Consider the following 14,813-nt stretch of genomic DNA (forward strand, 5'->3'; position numbering starts at 1 on the left):
CCGCGCGGACGGCTCAGTCGTGCGGTGGGAGCTCGCCCGTCGTGAGGGCGATCATGCGCGACATCGAGCGCAGGTACTTCTTCCGGTACCCGCCGGAGAGCATGTCGCCGCCGAAGACCTCATCCAGCGGGCGGCCGCTGGCGAGGATCGGGACCTCGGCGTCGTAGACGCGGTCGATGAAGGCGACGAGCCGGAGCGCGGCGTTCTGGTCGGTGAGCTCGCGGACGCCGGTCAGCGCGATGAACTCGAGCCCGTCGATGAGCTTGATGTACTTCGACGGATGCACGGTGGAGAGGTGCGAGAGGAGTTCGTCGAACCCGTCGAGCGAGACGCGGTGCCCGCGCCCGGCGAGCGTCGCCGCCGCGTGCTCGACGGCCGCGTCGTCGACGAGCGCCTCGGCGTGCCCCTCGGTGTCGCGGCGCCGGTAGTCGAGGCCGTCGATCCGCAGCGTCTCGAAGTTCGACGACAGCGCGTGGATCTCGCGGAGGAAGTCGGCGGCGGCGAAGCGCCCCTCGCCGAGCGCGTTGGGCGGCGTGTTGCTGGTCGCCGCCACACGCGTGCCGCCGGCCATGAGCTCGCCGAGGAACCGGGTCATGAGCATGGTGTCGCCCGGGTCGTCGAGCTCGAACTCGTCGATGCAGACCAGGCGCGCGCCGCGCAGCAGCTCGACCGCCTGCGCGTAGCCGAGCGCCCCGACGAGGGCCGTGTACTCGATGAACGTGCCGAAGTACTTCGGGCCGTGCGCGACGTGCCAGAGCGCGGCGAGCAGGTGCGTCTTGCCGACGCCGAAGCCGCCGTCGAGGTAGACGCCGGGAAGCTCGATGCGGGCCGGGCGCTTGCGCGAGAAGAACCCGCCCGGCCGCTGCGCGGCCCGCCACGCGCCGGCGAAGGCGTTCAGCCGGTCGAGGGCGGCCTGCTGCGACGGGAAGTCGTGGTCGGGCCGGTACGACTCGAACGAGGCGTGCTCGAACTGCGGCGGCGGGACGAGCTCGGAGGCGATCTCGGCTCCGGTGATCGACGGGTGGCGGTCGACGAGTCGCTCGAGAGCGGATGCCGCGGCAGTGGTCATCGGCGTGGGATCTCCTGTTGCACCTCGTGACATGTGCGGTGACGACGACCGGCATGCCGCGTAGATTCGGTGGTGGACGGGTCACCAGCCTAGTCCGCTCCCCGATCCGCCTCGCCCGACCGGGCGACCACTGGAGGTTCCCCATGTCCGTCGAATTCGACCCCGCCGCAAAGCTGGCCGAGTACGCCCACCCCGAGCGGCTCGTCACCACGGACTGGCTCGCCGAACGGCTCGGGCAGCCGGGACTCGTGGTGGTGGAATCCGACGAGGACGTCCTGCTCTACGAGGTCGGCCACATCCCGGGCGCCGTGAAGGTCGACTGGCACACCGAGCTCAACGACCCGGTCGTGCGGGACTACCTCTCGGGCGAGCAGTTCGCCGAACTCCTCGGCGGCAAGGGCATCGCCCGCGACGACACCGTCGTCATCTACGGCGACAAGAACAACTGGTGGGCCGCGTACGCCCTCTGGGTCTTCACGCTCTTCGGCCACGAGGACGTGCGCCTCCTCGACGGCGGCCGCGACAAGTGGATCGCCGAGGGCCGGCCGCTGACCACCGAGGCACCCGCCCGCGAGCCCGTCGAGTACCCCGTCGTGGAACGCGACGACACCGCCATCCGCGCCTTCAAGGAGGACGTGCTCGAACACTTCGGCAACCCGCTCATCGACGTCCGCTCGCCCGAGGAGTACACGGGCGAGCGCACACACATGCCGGCCTACCCCGAGGAGGGGGCGCTGCGCGGCGGCCACATCCCGACCGCGGCATCCGTCCCCTGGGCTCGCGCCGCCGCGGAGGACGGCACGTTCCGCACGCGCGCCGAGCTCGACGCGATCTACCGCGACGAGGTCGGGCTGGAGGACGGCGACGACGTCATCGCCTACTGCCGGATCGGCGAGCGCTCGAGCCACACCTGGTTCGTGCTGACGCACCTGCTCGGGTTCGAGGGCGTCCGCAACTACGACGGGTCGTGGACCGAGTGGGGCAGCGCGGTGCGCGTGCCGATCACCACGGGTCCCGAGCGGGGCGAGGCGCCCGGCCGGTAGGCGTCGGCCCAGCCGGGGGTGGGAGAATGGGGGGGATGGATGCCACGACCCTCCCCGCTGCGCTCGCCGAGACGCGCGACGACTTCCTGTCGCTCGGCGTGAAGGACCGGCTGACGCTGCTGCTCGACTTCTCCAACGAACTCCCGGAGTTGCCGGAGAGCTACCGCGACCACCCCGACCTGCTCGAGCGCGTCGAGGAGTGCCAGTCGCCCGTCTACATCTTCGTCGAGCTCGATGCCGACGGGCTCGTGCACATGCACGCGACCGCACCGGCGGAGGCGCCCACCACCCGCGGGTTCGCGTCGATCCTCGCGCAGGGGCTCGACGGGCTCACGCCCGACGAGGTGCTCGCGATCCCCGCGGACTACCCGCAGTCGCTCGGCCTGAACGAGGCCGTCTCCCCGCTCCGCGTGCGCGGCATGTCGGGTATGCTCGCCCGCGCGAAGCGCCAGCTCGCGGAGCGGCTCGCGGCGTAGCCCGCCGCCAGCCCGACGGGCGAGCCCGCCGATCCCTGGTCAGCGTTCCGCGAGCCAATCGTGCAGGAGCATCGTCCATCGCGACGGATCGTGGTTCCAGAGCTTCGTGTGACGCGCCCCCTCGAACACCTCGAACTGCACGAGGTCGGAGCGCACCTCGGCGAGCCGGCGCGACCCGTCGATCGGCACGAATCCGTCGTCCTCGCTGTGCATGAGCAGGATCGGCACGTGCAGCTCGTCGGCCCGGGCCACCGCGTCGAGCGCCTCGAGGTCGATCGGCGCGGCCAGGCCGGTCAGCGTCCCCGCGATCGGCGCGCTGAGCACGCGGGCGACCGCACCGCCGAGCTCGGCCGGCAGGCCGAGGGCGCGACCCTGGAACCGCAGGATGTCGGGCCAGTCCACCGCCGGCGACTCGAGCACGACGCCGACGAGGTGCTCGCGGACCTCCTCCGACCTCAGCACGGTCTGCAGCGCGATCGAGCCGCCCATCGACCAGCCCATGAGCACGATGCGCCGCGCGCCGCGATCGACGGCGAACCGGACCGCCGCGACCACGTCCTCCCACTCGGTGCCGCCGAGCCCGTACCGGCGGTCCTCGCTCGCCGGCGCCTCGCCGTCGTTGCGGTACGAGACGAGCAGCGACGACCACCCCGCCCGGGTCGCGGGCTCCACCGCGCGCAGGCCCTCGTGGCGCTTGGCGCCGCGGCCGTGCACGACGACGAGCCAGTCCGCGGACGGCGCGCCCGCGGCATCCGTCGCCGGGACGAACCACGCCGGGGCGGGCCCCAGCGGGGTCGGCACGAGCACGTTCTCGTAGCGCTCGGCGACCTCCCACGGACCGAGGTGCACCCACCCGCTGATGCGCCCGCGCGCGGCCCGGTCCAGTCGGCCGAACTCGACCGACTCGATCACGCGCCGGACCCGGTGCCCGTCGTCGTGGAGCACGTCGCCGACGCGCGCGTAGCCCGAGTCGTGCTCGAACCAGAGGCCGTACCGCCCGCGCATCCGTGCATCCTCGGAACCTGAGAGCACCACTTCGCCGGCCGCGAGGTCGACGCGTTCGATGCGCAGGTCGTCCTCGCGCTCGAGCTCGGGCGTCACGACGCGCCGCGCGAACACGATCGCGGTCGCCGCGGTCGCCGCCGCGAACGCCGCGCCCACGATCGCGATTCCGCCGAGCACCGCGCCGATCGGCCCCACCACCGTGCGCTCGAGCCTCGACATCCCGCCTCCAGTCTCCGTCGCCGCCGTCCGTCCGGACGGGGTACAGGCCGTCTCGCGGCGCGCCGCCACCCGGCCCCGTGATCGAGACTCTAGTCTGCACACGTGTCCGACTCGGCGACCACGCCTCCCCCTGAGTTCGCCGCAGCGCTGGAATCGCTGCGGTCCGCGACACCGCGAGCCGAACTGCGCGTGTCGGAGATCGCCGCGCCCTCCTCGCTCGCCCCATGGGCGGTCGCGCTCTCGGCCGACCTGATCCCCGGGCGGCACGCGGAGGACTCCGAGCTCGGCACCGGCCGATTCGTGCTGCTCCACGATCCGTCCGAGCCCGAGTCGTGGGGCGGACGCTTCCGCGTCGTCTGCTTCGCGCAGGCCCCGCTCGAGACCGACATCGGCGTCGATCCGTTCCTGGCCGACGTCGCGTGGTCCTGGCTCGTCGACGCGCTCGACGCGCACGGCGCGCGCTACGTCGCCGCGTCCGGAACCGTGACGAAGATCCTCTCGACGGGGTACGGCGAACTCGCCCGGCAGGGCGACGGCGCCGAGCTCGAGCTGCGTGCGTCGTGGACGCCGCTCGATGCCGTGATCGCGCCGCATGTGGAAGGGTGGAGTGAGTTGCTGTGCATGCTGGCCGGCCTGCCTCCGAGCTCGGAGGGGGTGACGGCCCTTCCCACACGGAGGAGGAGACGTGGCTGACGAGTTCCACGTGATCGACTCCCGCGAGGCGTACGACGATGCCGTCGAGTCGATCGCGGGGGGCGTGGGTCCGGTCGCCGTCGACGCCGAGCGGGCGAGCGGGTTCCGCTACTCGCAGCGCGCCTACCTGATCCAGCTGTTCCGCCGCGATGCCGGCACGTTCCTGTTCGACCCGACGATGATCGGCGACTTCACGAGCCTGCAGGAGGCGATCCGCGACGAGGAGTGGGTGCTTCACGCGGCCAGCCAGGACCTGGCGTGCCTCCGCGAGGTCGGGCTCGACCCGAGCGGCATCTTCGACACCGAACTCGCGGCGCGCCTGCTCGGCATGCCCCGGGTCGGCCTCGCGTCCGTGGTCGAGGAGCTCCTCGGCATCCGCCTCGCCAAGGAGCACTCGGCGGCCGACTGGTCGACGCGCCCGCTCCCCCAGTCCTGGCTGCGGTACGCCGCGCTCGACGTCGAGCTCCTCGTCGACGTGCGCGACCGGCTCGCCGAACGCCTCGTCGACGCCGCCAAGGAGGAGATCGCGCGGCAGGAGTTCGACGCGACCGTGCATCGCGCCGCGAAGCCCCCCGCGGCGGAACCGTGGCGGCGGCTGAGCGGCATCCACGCGCTGCGATCGCCCCGCAACCTCGCGGTCGCGCGGGCGCTCTGGCATGCGCGCGACGACCTGGCGTCCGAGACGGATGTCGCTCCGGGACGCCTCGTTCCGGATGCCTCGATCCTCGCCGTCGCGAAGACCCTCCCCGAGTCCAAGCGCGCGCTCGTGGACCTCAAGGCGTTCAACGGTCGCGCGAGCCGCACCGAGATCGACCGCTGGTGGGCCGCCATCGAGGACGCACGGACGGCCGACCCGCCCGCGTCGCGCGTGCCGAGCGACGCTCCCCCGCCTCCTCGGGCCTGGGCGTCGCGCAACCCCGAGGCCGACGCGCGCCTCCGGCTCGCCAAGGCGGCGGTCGGCGACGTGGCCGACGAGTACGGCATGCCCGTCGAGAACCTGCTGACGCCCGACCACCTGCGGCGCGTGGCGTGGCATCCGCCCGCCGATGCGACGTCGGAGGCGATCGCCGATGCGCTCGACGAACTCGGCGCACGGGCCTGGCAGATTGAGGCTACCTCACAGATAATCGCCGAGGCGTTTGTGCACGCGGCACAATCGCTCGAAGACGCCGCACACGACGCTTCGTAGGAACCGGCAACCGATTCCGAGGCGCGCTGACGGCCTTCCTAGGATCGGGTGATCCTCCATTCGAAAGGGAGCTGCAGCGTGGCTGAACGAGCTGACGTCGTGTTCGTCGACGGGGTCCGTACCCCCTTCGGCAAGGCCGGCGAAAAGGGCATGTACTGGAACACCCGGGCCGACGACCTGGTGGTGAAGGCGATCGTCGGGCTCCTCGAGCGCAACCCGAACGCGCCGAAGGACCAGATCGACGACGTGGCCATCGCGGCCACCACCCAGACCGGCGACCAGGGACTCACCATCGGCCGGAGCGCCGCGATCCTCGCGGGCCTGCCGAAGTCGGTCCCCGGCTTCGCGATCGACCGCATGTGCGCCGGAGCGATGACCTCGGTGGCGATGCTCGCCGGGTCCATCGGCTACGGCCAGTACCGCCTCGCGATCGGCGGCGGCGTCGAGCACATGGGCCACCACCCGATGGGCTCGGGCGTCGACCCGAACCCCCGCTTCGTCGCCGAGAAGATGGTCTCGGAGGACGCGCTCGTCATGGGCGCCACCGCGGAGCGCATCCACGACCGCTTCCCGCACCTCACCAAGGAGCGCGCCGACCGCTACGCGCTGGGCAGCCAGCAGAAGACCGCGGCCGCCTACGAGGCGGGCAAGATCCAGCAGGACCTCGTCCCGGTCGCCATCCGCACCGGAGAGGGCTGGGGCCTGGCCACGCGCGACGAGGTCATGCGTCCCGAGACGACGCTCGAGGGCCTCGCGACCCTGAAGACCCCGTTCCGACCGCACGGCCGGGTCACCGCGGGCAACGCGTCGGGCCTGAACGACGGCGCCACCGCTGCACTGCTCGCGAGCGGCGACGCCGCGAAGGAGTACGGCCTGAACGTCAGGATGAAGCTCGTGAGCTACGCCTTCGCCGGCGTCGACCCGGCCATCATGGGCATCGGCCCGGTCCCCGCGACCGAGAAGGCGCTCCGCATCGCCGGCCTGAAGATGGACGACATCGGCATCCTCGAGGTCAACGAGGCGTTCGCCGTGCAGGTGCTCTCGCTCCTCGACCACTACGGCATCGACGACGACGACCCGCGCGTGAACCCCTGGGGCGGCGCGATCGCCGTCGGCCACCCGCTCGCCTCCTCCGGCGTGCGCCTGATGAACCAGCTCGCCAGCCAGTTCGCCGAGCGCCCCGACGTGCGCTACGGCATCACGACCATGTGCGTCGGCCTCGGCCAGGGCGGGACGATGGTCTGGGAGAACCCGAACTACTCGCGCAAGGCCGCGAAGAAGGCCTGAGGACGACGACGATGACCGACTACACGCAGATCGACTTCACCGAGCTCGCGGGCATGTTCGACGACGAGGTCGTCACGCACTCGTACGTGCGCGACATCCCCCTCTCCGAGGGCCGCACCCTCGCGCTCGTCACGCTCGACAACGGCCGCGACCACACGCGCCCGAACACGCTCGGGCCGAACACGCTCCTCGAGTACGCCGCGGCGCTCGACGGGCTGACCGCCCGCGCCGCCGCCGGCGAGATCCACGCCGTCGCCGTGACGGGCAAGCCGTTCATCCTCGCCGCGGGCGCCGACCTCTCGAAGGTGTCCCAGCTGCCGAACCGCGAGGCCGGCCTGCGGATCGCGCAGCTCGGCCACCACGCGCTCGGCAAGCTCGCGACGGTGGGCGTGCCCTCGTTCGCCTTCATCAACGGGCTCGCGCTCGGCGGCGGCGTCGAGATCGGCCTGCACGCCGACTACCGCACGGTCGACTCCTCACTGCCCGCCCTCGCCCTGCCCGAGGTCTTCCTCGGCATGATCCCCGGCTGGGGCGGCGCGACGCTGCTGCCGAACCTCATCGGCATCGAGAACGCGCTGAAGATCGTGGTCGAGAACCCGCTCAAGCAGAACCGGACCATCAAGGCGCCCGAGGTGCTCGAGCTGGGCATCGCCGACGCGATGTTCCCGTCGGTGAACTACCTCGAGGACTCGATCCGCTGGGCCGACGACGTGATCTCGGGCCGCGTGAAGGTCAAGCGCGCGAACGAGCCCGGGAAGCTCGAGCGCATGGTCAAGTGGGACGCCGCCATCGCCATCGCGAAGAAGATGCTGCAGAGCCGCATCGGCACCGTGCCGAAGGCGCCGTACGCGGCGCTGGAGCTGCTGAAGGCCGCGAAGTCCGGCACCCGTGCCGAGGGCTTCGAGCGTGAGGACGAGATGCTCGCCGACCTCGTGTCGGGCGACCAGTTCCACGCCTCGATGTACGCCTTCAACCTCGTGCAGAAGCGCGCGAAGAAGCCCGCCGGCGCGCCCGACAAGGCCCTCGCGAAGCCCGTGACCAAGGTCGGCGTGCTCGGCGCCGGGTACATGGCCAGCCAGTTCGCCCTGCTCTTCCTCCGCCGCCTGCAGGTGCCGGTGATCATCACGGATCTCGACCAGGAGCGGGTCGACAAGGGCGTGGCCCACATCACCGGCGAGATCGACGCCCTGCTCGGCAAGGGTCGCATCTCGCCCGACGAGGCCAACCGGCTGAAGGCGCTCGTGCACGGCACGACGGACAAGTCGGAGTTCGCCGATTGCGACTGGGTGATCGAGGCCGTCTTCGAGGAGCTCACGATCAAGCAGGACGTGTTCGCCGAGATCGAGAAGGTCGTCTCCCCCGAGGCCGTGCTCGCCACGAACACCTCGTCGCTGTCGGTCGAGGAGATCGGCGCGAAGCTCGAGCACCCGGAGCGCGTCGTCGGCTTCCACTTCTTCACGCCCGTCGCGGTCATGCCCCTCATCGAGGTCGTGAAGACGACGAAGACGGATGACGCGACGCTCTCGACCGCGATGGTCACCGCTGCGAAGCTCAAGAAGAACGCCGTCATCACGGCCGACACCCCCGGCTTCGTCGTGAACCGCCTGCTCGCCGTGCTCCTCGGCGAGGCGATGCGCGCGGTCGACGAGGGCACGTCGTTCGAGACCGTCGATCAGGCCATGGCGCCGCTCGGCCTCCCGATGGCGCCGTCGGCGCTGCTCGACCTGGTCGGCCTCAAGGTCGGCGCGCACGTGCTCGACACCCACCACGCGGCGTTCCCCGACCGGTTCTACCGTTCCGAGAACCTGCACGCGCTCGCCGAGTACGGCACGCTGCTCGACAAGGACGACAAGGGCAAGGTCAAGGGCTTCGACAAGGGCGCCCTGAAGATCGTGGCCGGCGGCACGAACCCGTCGAGCCCCGAGGAGATCCTCACCCGCCTGCAGGACGGACTGGCTCGCGAGACGAAGCTGATGCTCGACGGCGAGGTCGTCGCGGCGGCCGAGGACATCGACCTCTGCATGGTCCTCGGTGCCGGCTTCCCGTTCCAGATGGGCGGCCTGACGCCCTACCTCGACCGCGTCGGCGCGTCCGAGCGCGTGTTCGGCGACACGTTCCACCACCCGCCCGTGCGGGGCGTCGAGGGCTGACCCCCCCTTCACGACCGCTCGACCGGCCGCCGACGCGATGTCGGGGGCCGGTCGTATGTTCGGGGTCGTGACGCGCATCCAGTACTACGTGGCCTCGTCGCTCGACGGCTTCATCGCCGACGAGCACGACGGGCTCGAATGGCTCCTGCAGTTCGGCATGGCCGACTTCACCGATCACTACGAGCGCTTCTTCGCCTCCGTCGGGGCCCTCGTGCTCGGCGCGACGACGTACGAGTGGGTGCTCCGCGAGGGCGGCGGGTGGCCGTACGGCGGGCTGCCGACCTGGGTGCTCACCCACCGAGCGCTCGAGGCACCCGAGGGCGCCGACATCCGCTTGGCATCCGGCGACGTCGGGGCGATTGCGGATGCCGCGGTGGCGGCCGCCGGCGATCGGAACGTGTGGGTCGTGGGCGGCGGCCCCGTCGCGGCGCAGTTCCTCGCCGCGGGGCGGCTCGACGAGCTGCTCGTGACCTACATGCCGGTCGCGCTCGGGCGCGGGCGGCCGCTTCTGCCGGTCTCCGACGTCACGCCGGTGCTCAGCCTCACCGGGGTGACGCGGCTCGGCGACGCGGTCGAGCACGTCTACCGCGTCGGCTGACCGAGCGCGGCCCCACGGCGCACGACCTCAGACGCGCGGCTGCGCGCCAGTGTCCGCCGGGATCTCGATGCCCGCGTTGCGGGCGTGCGGGAGCTTGCTGCCGAGCACCATCGCGGTGACGTCGCGCGCGATGTGCTGCGGCGTGAGGCCGACGCGCTCCAGGATGTCGGCGCGCGAGCCGTGATCGAGGAACTCGTCGGGCAGCCCGACCTCGGTGACGGCCGTGTCGACGCCCGCCTCCCGCAGGTCCTGCCGGATGCGGGTGCCGATGCCGCCGACGCGGATGCCGTCCTCGACGCTGACGACGATGCGGTACTCCCCGGCGAGCGACACGACGCTGTCGGGCACGGGGACGACCCAGCGCGGATCGACGACGGTCGCCCCGATCCCCTGCGCCTCGAGCTTGCGTGCCACCTCGAGGCCGATCCCGGCCATCGGACCGACCGTCACGATCAGCACGTCGCGACGCTCGGACTCCGCGAGGACATCGACGCCGTCGTGCGTACGGCGGATCGCCTCGTACTCGGTGCCGACCGTCCCCTTCGGGAAGCGGAGGACCGTGGGAGCGTCGTCGACGCGGACGGCCTCGGCGAGCTCCTCGGCGAGTCGGACGGAGTCGCGCGGCGCCGCCAGGCGGATTCCGGGCACGACCTGCAGGATCGACAGGTCCCACACGCCGTGATGGCTCGGGCCGTCGGGTCCGGTGACGCCCGCTCGGTCGAGCACGAACGTCACGCCCGCCCGGTGCAGGGCGACATCCATGAGCACCTGGTCGAACGCCCGGTTGATGAAGGTCGCGTACACGGCGACGACCGGGTGCAGGCCGCCGAAGGCGAGGCCCGCGGCCGAGGTCACGGCGTGCTGCTCGGCGATCCCGACGTCGAACACCCGGTTCGGGAAGCGCTCGGCCATGCGGTGGAGGCCCGTCGGGCGGAGCATCGCGGCGGTGATGCCCACGAGACGTTCGTCGCGCTCGGCGAGCGTCACGAGCTCGTCCGCGAACACGCTCGTCCACGACGGCGCCGACGCGGTCTCGAGCGACTCGCCGGTCTCGGGGTCGATCTGGCCGACGGCGTGGAACTGGTCGGCGGCGTCGCGCCGCGCGGGCTCGTAGCCGCGCCCCTTCTCGGTGATCGTGTGCACGATGACCGGCGCGCCGTAGTCCTTGGCCTGGCGCAGCGCCTCCTCGAGGGCGCGCTCGTCGTGGCCGTCGATCGGCCCGATGTACTTGATGTCGAGGTTCGAGTACAGCGCCTCGTTGCCGCTGACCCGACTGAGGAAGCCGTGCAGGCCGCCTCGGACCCCGCGGTAGATCGCGCGGCCCGGCGAGCCGAGCCGGTCGAACGCGCTGCGGCTCTTCAGGTGGAGCGAGCGGTACGACTGCTTCGTGCGCACCGAGTTGAGGAACCGCGCCATGCCGCCGATCGTCGGGGCGTAGGAACGGCCGTTGTCGTTCACGACGACCACGAGGTTGCGGGTGTTGTCGTCGGAGATGTTGTTCAGCGCCTCCCACGTCATGCCGCCGGTGAGCGCGCCGTCGCCGACGACGGCGACGACGTGGCGGTCGCCCTGCCCGGTCATCTCGAAGGCCTTCGAGATGCCGTCGGCCCACGACAGCGAGCTCGACGCGTGCGAGCTCTCGACGACGTCGTGCTCGGACTCGGAGCGCTGCGGATACCCGGCGAGCCCGCCCGTCTGGCGCAGCGTCGAGAAGTCCTTCCGCCCGGTGAGGAGCTTGTGCACGTACGACTGGTGACCGGTGTCGAAGATGATCGGGTCGCGGGGCGAATCGAACACGCGGTGGATGGCGAGCGTGAGCTCGACGACGCCGAGGTTCGGGCCGAGGTGCCCGCCCGTCTTCGATACGTCGGCCACGAGCACCTCGCGGATCTCGCGGGCGAGTTCCTCCACCTGCTCGTCGGACAGCGCATCGAGGTCGCGCGGTCCGCGGATCGTGTCGAGCAGCCTCATCCGTCGTGCCTCCGGGTGCGAGGGGCGCCGTGCGCCCGGTTTCGTTCGAGTGTACGCCGGGCGACCTGAGAGCCCGGGCAGAGATCGGGGGCGGCGAGCCGAAGCCCGCCGCCCCCGTCGCGTGCCGTCGTCAGACGAGGCTGCGGAGCACGTACTGCAGGATGCCGCCGTTGCGGTAGTAGTCGGCCTCACCGGGCGTGTCGATGCGGACGACCGCGTCGAACTCGACCGTCTGCTTGCCCTCGGGCGAGAACTCGCTCGGCTCGGCGGTGACGCGCACCGTCTTCGGCGTGACGCCCTCGTTCAGCTGCTCGAGGCCCGTGATCGAGACGATCTCGGTGCCGTCGAGGCCGAGCGACTTCCAGCTCTCGCCGGCCGGGAACTGCAGCGGGACGACGCCCATGCCGATGAGGTTCGAGCGATGGATGCGCTCGAAGCTCTCGGTGATGACGGCCTTCACGCCGAGCAGGTTGGTGCCCTTGGCCGCCCAGTCGCGCGACGAGCCCGAGCCGTACTCCTTGCCGCCGAACACGACGAGCGGGGTGCCCTGCGCCTGGTAGTTCATGCACGCGTCGTAGATGTACGACTGCGGGCCGCCCTCCTGCGTGAAGTCGCGCGTGAAGCCGCCCTCGACGACCTGGCCGTCGTTGACCGCCGCGACGAGCTCGTTCTTCAGGCGGATGTTCGCGAACGTACCGCGGATCATCACCTCGTGGTTGCCACGGCGCGAGCCGTACGAGTTGAAGTCCTTCTGCGCCACGCCGTGCTCGGTGAGGTACTGGGCGGCCGGGGTGCCGGCCTTGATGTTGCCCGCCGGGCTGATGTGGTCGGTGGTGACCGAATCGCCGAGCGTGGCCATGACGCGCGCACCCGTGATGTCGGCTACGGGGGTGAGGTCCATCGACATGCCGTCGAAGTAGGGCGCCTTGCGCACGTACGTCGACGAGGCGTCCCACTCGAAGACCGGACCGGCCGGGGTCGGCAGGCTCTTCCAGCGCTCGTCGCCGTCGAACACGGTCGCGTACTGCTTGATGAACTGCTCGCGCGAGATCGACGAGTCGATGATCTCCTGGACCTTCTCCGGGGCGGGCCAGACGTCCTTCAGGAACACGTCGTTGCCGTCCGCGTCGGTGCCGAGGGGGTCGGACTCGAAGTCGAAGTTCATCGAACCGGCCAGCGCGTACGCCACGACGAGCGGCGGGGAGGCCAGGTAGTTCATCTTCACGTCGGGGCTGATGCGACCCTCGAAGTTGCGGTTGCCCGAGAGGACCGCCGTGACGGCGAGGTCGTTCTCGTTGATCGCCGAGGAGACCTCCTCGATCAGCGGACCCGAGTTGCCGATGCAGATCGTGCAGCCGTAGCCGACGGTGTAGAAGCCGAGGCCCTCGAGCGCCTTGTCGAGGCCCGACTTCTCGTAGTAGTCGGTGACGACCTTCGAGCCCGGGCCGAGCGTGGTCTTGACCCACGGCTTCGACTTCAGGCCCTTGTCGAGCGCGTTCTTCGCGAGGAGGCCGGCCGCGATCATGACCGACGGGTTCGAGGTGTTGGTGCACGAGGTGATCGCCGCGAGCGCGACCGAGCCGTGGTTCAGCGTGAACGTCGGGCCGTCGGCCAGGGTCACCGGCGTGGGCTTCGAGACCGTGTGCGGCGCGTGCGAGTGGTGGTGGTGCTCGTGGTGGCTGTGCTCGTCTTCGGGGGTGAAGCCGGGCGGGTCGGATGCCGGGAAGGACTCGGAGATCGTCAGGTCGACGAGGTCGTGGTCGGCGTCGGCGTAGTTCGTGAGGTCGGCGTTGAACTGCTCCTTCGCGTTGGAGAGGAGGATGCGGTCCTGCGGACGCTTCGGGCCGGCGATCGACGGGACGACGGTCGAGAGGTCGAGCTCGAGGTACTCGCTGTACGACGGCTCGTTCGCCGCGTCGTGCCAGAGCGACTGGAGCTTCGCGTACTGCTCCACGAGCGCGACGGTCTGCTCGTCGCGACCGGTGAGTCGGAGGTACTCCAGCGTCACGTCGTCGATCGGGAAGATCGCCGCGGTCGAGCCGAACTCGGGGCTCATGTTGCCGATGGTGGCGCGGTTCGCGAGCGGGACGGATGCGACGCCCTCGCCGTAGAACTCGACGAACTTGCCGACGACGCCGTGCTTGCGGAGCATGTCGGTGATCGTCAGCACGACGTCGGTCGCCGTGACGCCGGCGGGGATCTCGCCGCTCAGCTTGAAGCCGACGACCCGCGGGATGAGCATCGACACGGGCTGGCCGAGCATCGCGGCCTCGGCCTCGATGCCGCCGACGCCCCAGCCGAGCACGCCGAGGCCGTTGACCATCGTGGTGTGCGAGTCGGTGCCGACGCACGTGTCGGGGTACGCGCGGAGCACGCCGTCGACGGTGCGGTCGTAGATGACCTTGGCGAGGTGCTCGATGTTGACCTGGTGCACGATGCCGGTGCCGGGCGGGACGACCTTGAAGTCGTCGAACGCGGTCTGCCCCCAGCGGAGGAACTGGTAGCGCTCGCCGTTGCGCTCGTACTCGATCTCGACGTTGCGCTCGAGCGCGTTCTCGGTGCCGAAGAGGTCGGCGATGACCGAGTGGTCGATGACCATCTCGGCGGGCGAGAGCGGGTTGATCCGGTTCGGGTCGCCGCCGAGGGCGGTGACCGCCTCGCGCATGGTGGCGAGGTCGACGATGCAGGGCACGCCCGTGAAGTCCTGCATGACCACGCGTGCCGGCGTGAACTGGATCTCGGTGTCGGGCTCGGCGGTCGGGACCCACGAGCCGAGCGCCTCGATCTGCTCCTTCGTGACGTTCGCGCCGTCCTCGGTGCGGAGCAGGTTCTCGAGGAGCACCTTCAGGCTGAACGGGAGCTTCTCGTACCCGGGGACGGTGTCGATCCGGAAGATCTCATAGGAGGTGTCCCCGACCTGGAGCGTGTCCTTCGCCCCGAAACTGTTCACTGCAGACACGATGTCCTCTCCTTCGCGGATGCCGCGGTTCCGGCCGTTCCAGGCGCCACCCGACATGCGTCGCCGGGAGCCGCCCCAGCAAGGCTAGCCCAACCGCGTCACCGGCCGACAGGTCGCCGGCCGCACCCGTGATTTATCTTGATGTCGAGATAAC

The 14,813-nt window shown here is 70.9% G+C and carries 11 protein-coding genes; 7 read left to right on the plus strand and 4 right to left on the minus strand.

The genetic code is table 11. From position 1 onward, the window contains the following. Window positions 1–13 precede the first annotated feature (13 nt). A complete protein-coding gene (gene zapE / locus GJ743_RS12040; RefSeq protein WP_155052145.1) occupies window positions 14–1,069 on the minus strand; it encodes a cell division protein ZapE in 1,056 nt (351 codons plus the stop codon). Window positions 1,070–1,212: 143 nt separating this feature from the next. Here zapE and GJ743_RS12045 point away from each other — a divergent pair, with 143 nt between their 5' ends. Both GJ743_RS12045 and GJ743_RS12050 read left to right on the plus strand, forming a co-directional pair. Further along, window positions 1,213–2,112, plus strand: a complete 900-nt coding sequence (locus GJ743_RS12045; protein WP_155052146.1) for a sulfurtransferase — start codon at window positions 1,213–1,215, stop codon at window positions 2,110–2,112. A gap of 35 nt (window positions 2,113–2,147) precedes the next feature. Continuing rightward, a complete protein-coding gene (locus tag GJ743_RS12050) occupies window positions 2,148–2,588 on the plus strand; it encodes a SufE family protein (RefSeq protein WP_155052147.1) in 441 nt (146 codons plus the stop codon). A 39-nt stretch (window positions 2,589–2,627) separates the two neighbouring features. On the opposite strand, the gene GJ743_RS12055 is transcribed toward GJ743_RS12050, so the two are convergent. After that, window positions 2,628–3,812, minus strand: coding sequence for an alpha/beta hydrolase family protein (locus GJ743_RS12055; protein WP_155052148.1), 1,185 nt, complete (start codon window positions 3,810–3,812; stop codon window positions 2,628–2,630). Between the two features lie 102 nt (window positions 3,813–3,914). Between GJ743_RS12055 and GJ743_RS12060 the strand changes: the two genes are divergently transcribed. The 5 genes from GJ743_RS12060 (at window position 3,915) to GJ743_RS12080 (ending at window position 9,729) form a co-directional block, all read left to right on the plus strand. Further along, complete coding sequence (locus GJ743_RS12060) at window positions 3,915–4,505, plus strand: DUF3000 domain-containing protein (protein ID WP_328289127.1); 591 nt, start codon at window positions 3,915–3,917, stop codon at window positions 4,503–4,505. Further along, window positions 4,498–5,694, plus strand: a complete 1,197-nt coding sequence (locus GJ743_RS12065) for a ribonuclease D (RefSeq protein ID WP_328289128.1) — start codon at window positions 4,498–4,500, stop codon at window positions 5,692–5,694. The genes GJ743_RS12060 and GJ743_RS12065 overlap by 8 nt, the downstream gene beginning before the upstream one ends. Before the next feature lie 78 nt (window positions 5,695–5,772). Then, window positions 5,773–6,981 (plus strand): thiolase family protein, encoded by a 1,209-nt coding sequence (locus GJ743_RS12070; protein ID WP_328289129.1) that lies wholly within the window; start codon window positions 5,773–5,775, stop codon window positions 6,979–6,981. A gap of 11 nt (window positions 6,982–6,992) precedes the next feature. Continuing rightward, on the plus strand, window positions 6,993–9,131 hold the full coding sequence (locus GJ743_RS12075) for a 3-hydroxyacyl-CoA dehydrogenase NAD-binding domain-containing protein (RefSeq protein WP_155052149.1): 2,139 nt from the start codon (window positions 6,993–6,995) through the stop codon (window positions 9,129–9,131). A 67-nt stretch (window positions 9,132–9,198) separates the two neighbouring features. After that, entirely contained in the window at window positions 9,199–9,729 is a 531-nt protein-coding gene (locus GJ743_RS12080) for a dihydrofolate reductase family protein (protein WP_328289130.1), read from the plus strand. A 27-nt stretch (window positions 9,730–9,756) separates the two neighbouring features. Here the strand turns inward: GJ743_RS12080 and dxs are convergent, their stop codons facing one another. Further along, window positions 9,757–11,700 (minus strand): 1-deoxy-D-xylulose-5-phosphate synthase, encoded by a 1,944-nt coding sequence (gene dxs / locus GJ743_RS12085; protein WP_155052151.1) that lies wholly within the window; start codon window positions 11,698–11,700, stop codon window positions 9,757–9,759. 130 nt (window positions 11,701–11,830) lie between these two features. Continuing rightward, complete coding sequence (locus GJ743_RS12090) at window positions 11,831–14,659, minus strand: aconitate hydratase (RefSeq protein ID WP_328289131.1); 2,829 nt, start codon at window positions 14,657–14,659, stop codon at window positions 11,831–11,833. Window positions 14,660–14,813 lie beyond the last annotated feature (154 nt).

This window comes from Agromyces bracchium, from assembly GCF_009709675.1.
Taxonomy (GTDB): Bacteria; Actinomycetota; Actinomycetes; order Actinomycetales; family Microbacteriaceae; genus Agromyces; species Agromyces bracchium.

Coding starts and splice junctions, on each gene's coding strand:
- zapE (WP_155052145.1), bottom strand. CDS start 1,069: ATGACCACTGCCGCGGCATCCGCTCTCGAGCGACTCGTCGACCGCCAC.
- GJ743_RS12045 (WP_155052146.1), top strand. CDS start 1,213: ATGTCCGTCGAATTCGACCCCGCCGCAAAGCTGGCCGAGTACGCCCAC.
- GJ743_RS12050 (WP_155052147.1), top strand. CDS start 2,148: ATGGATGCCACGACCCTCCCCGCTGCGCTCGCCGAGACGCGCGACGAC.
- GJ743_RS12055 (WP_155052148.1), bottom strand. CDS start 3,812: ATGTCGAGGCTCGAGCGCACGGTGGTGGGGCCGATCGGCGCGGTGCTC.
- GJ743_RS12075 (WP_155052149.1), top strand. CDS start 6,993: ATGACCGACTACACGCAGATCGACTTCACCGAGCTCGCGGGCATGTTC.
- dxs (WP_155052151.1), bottom strand. CDS start 11,700: ATGAGGCTGCTCGACACGATCCGCGGACCGCGCGACCTCGATGCGCTG.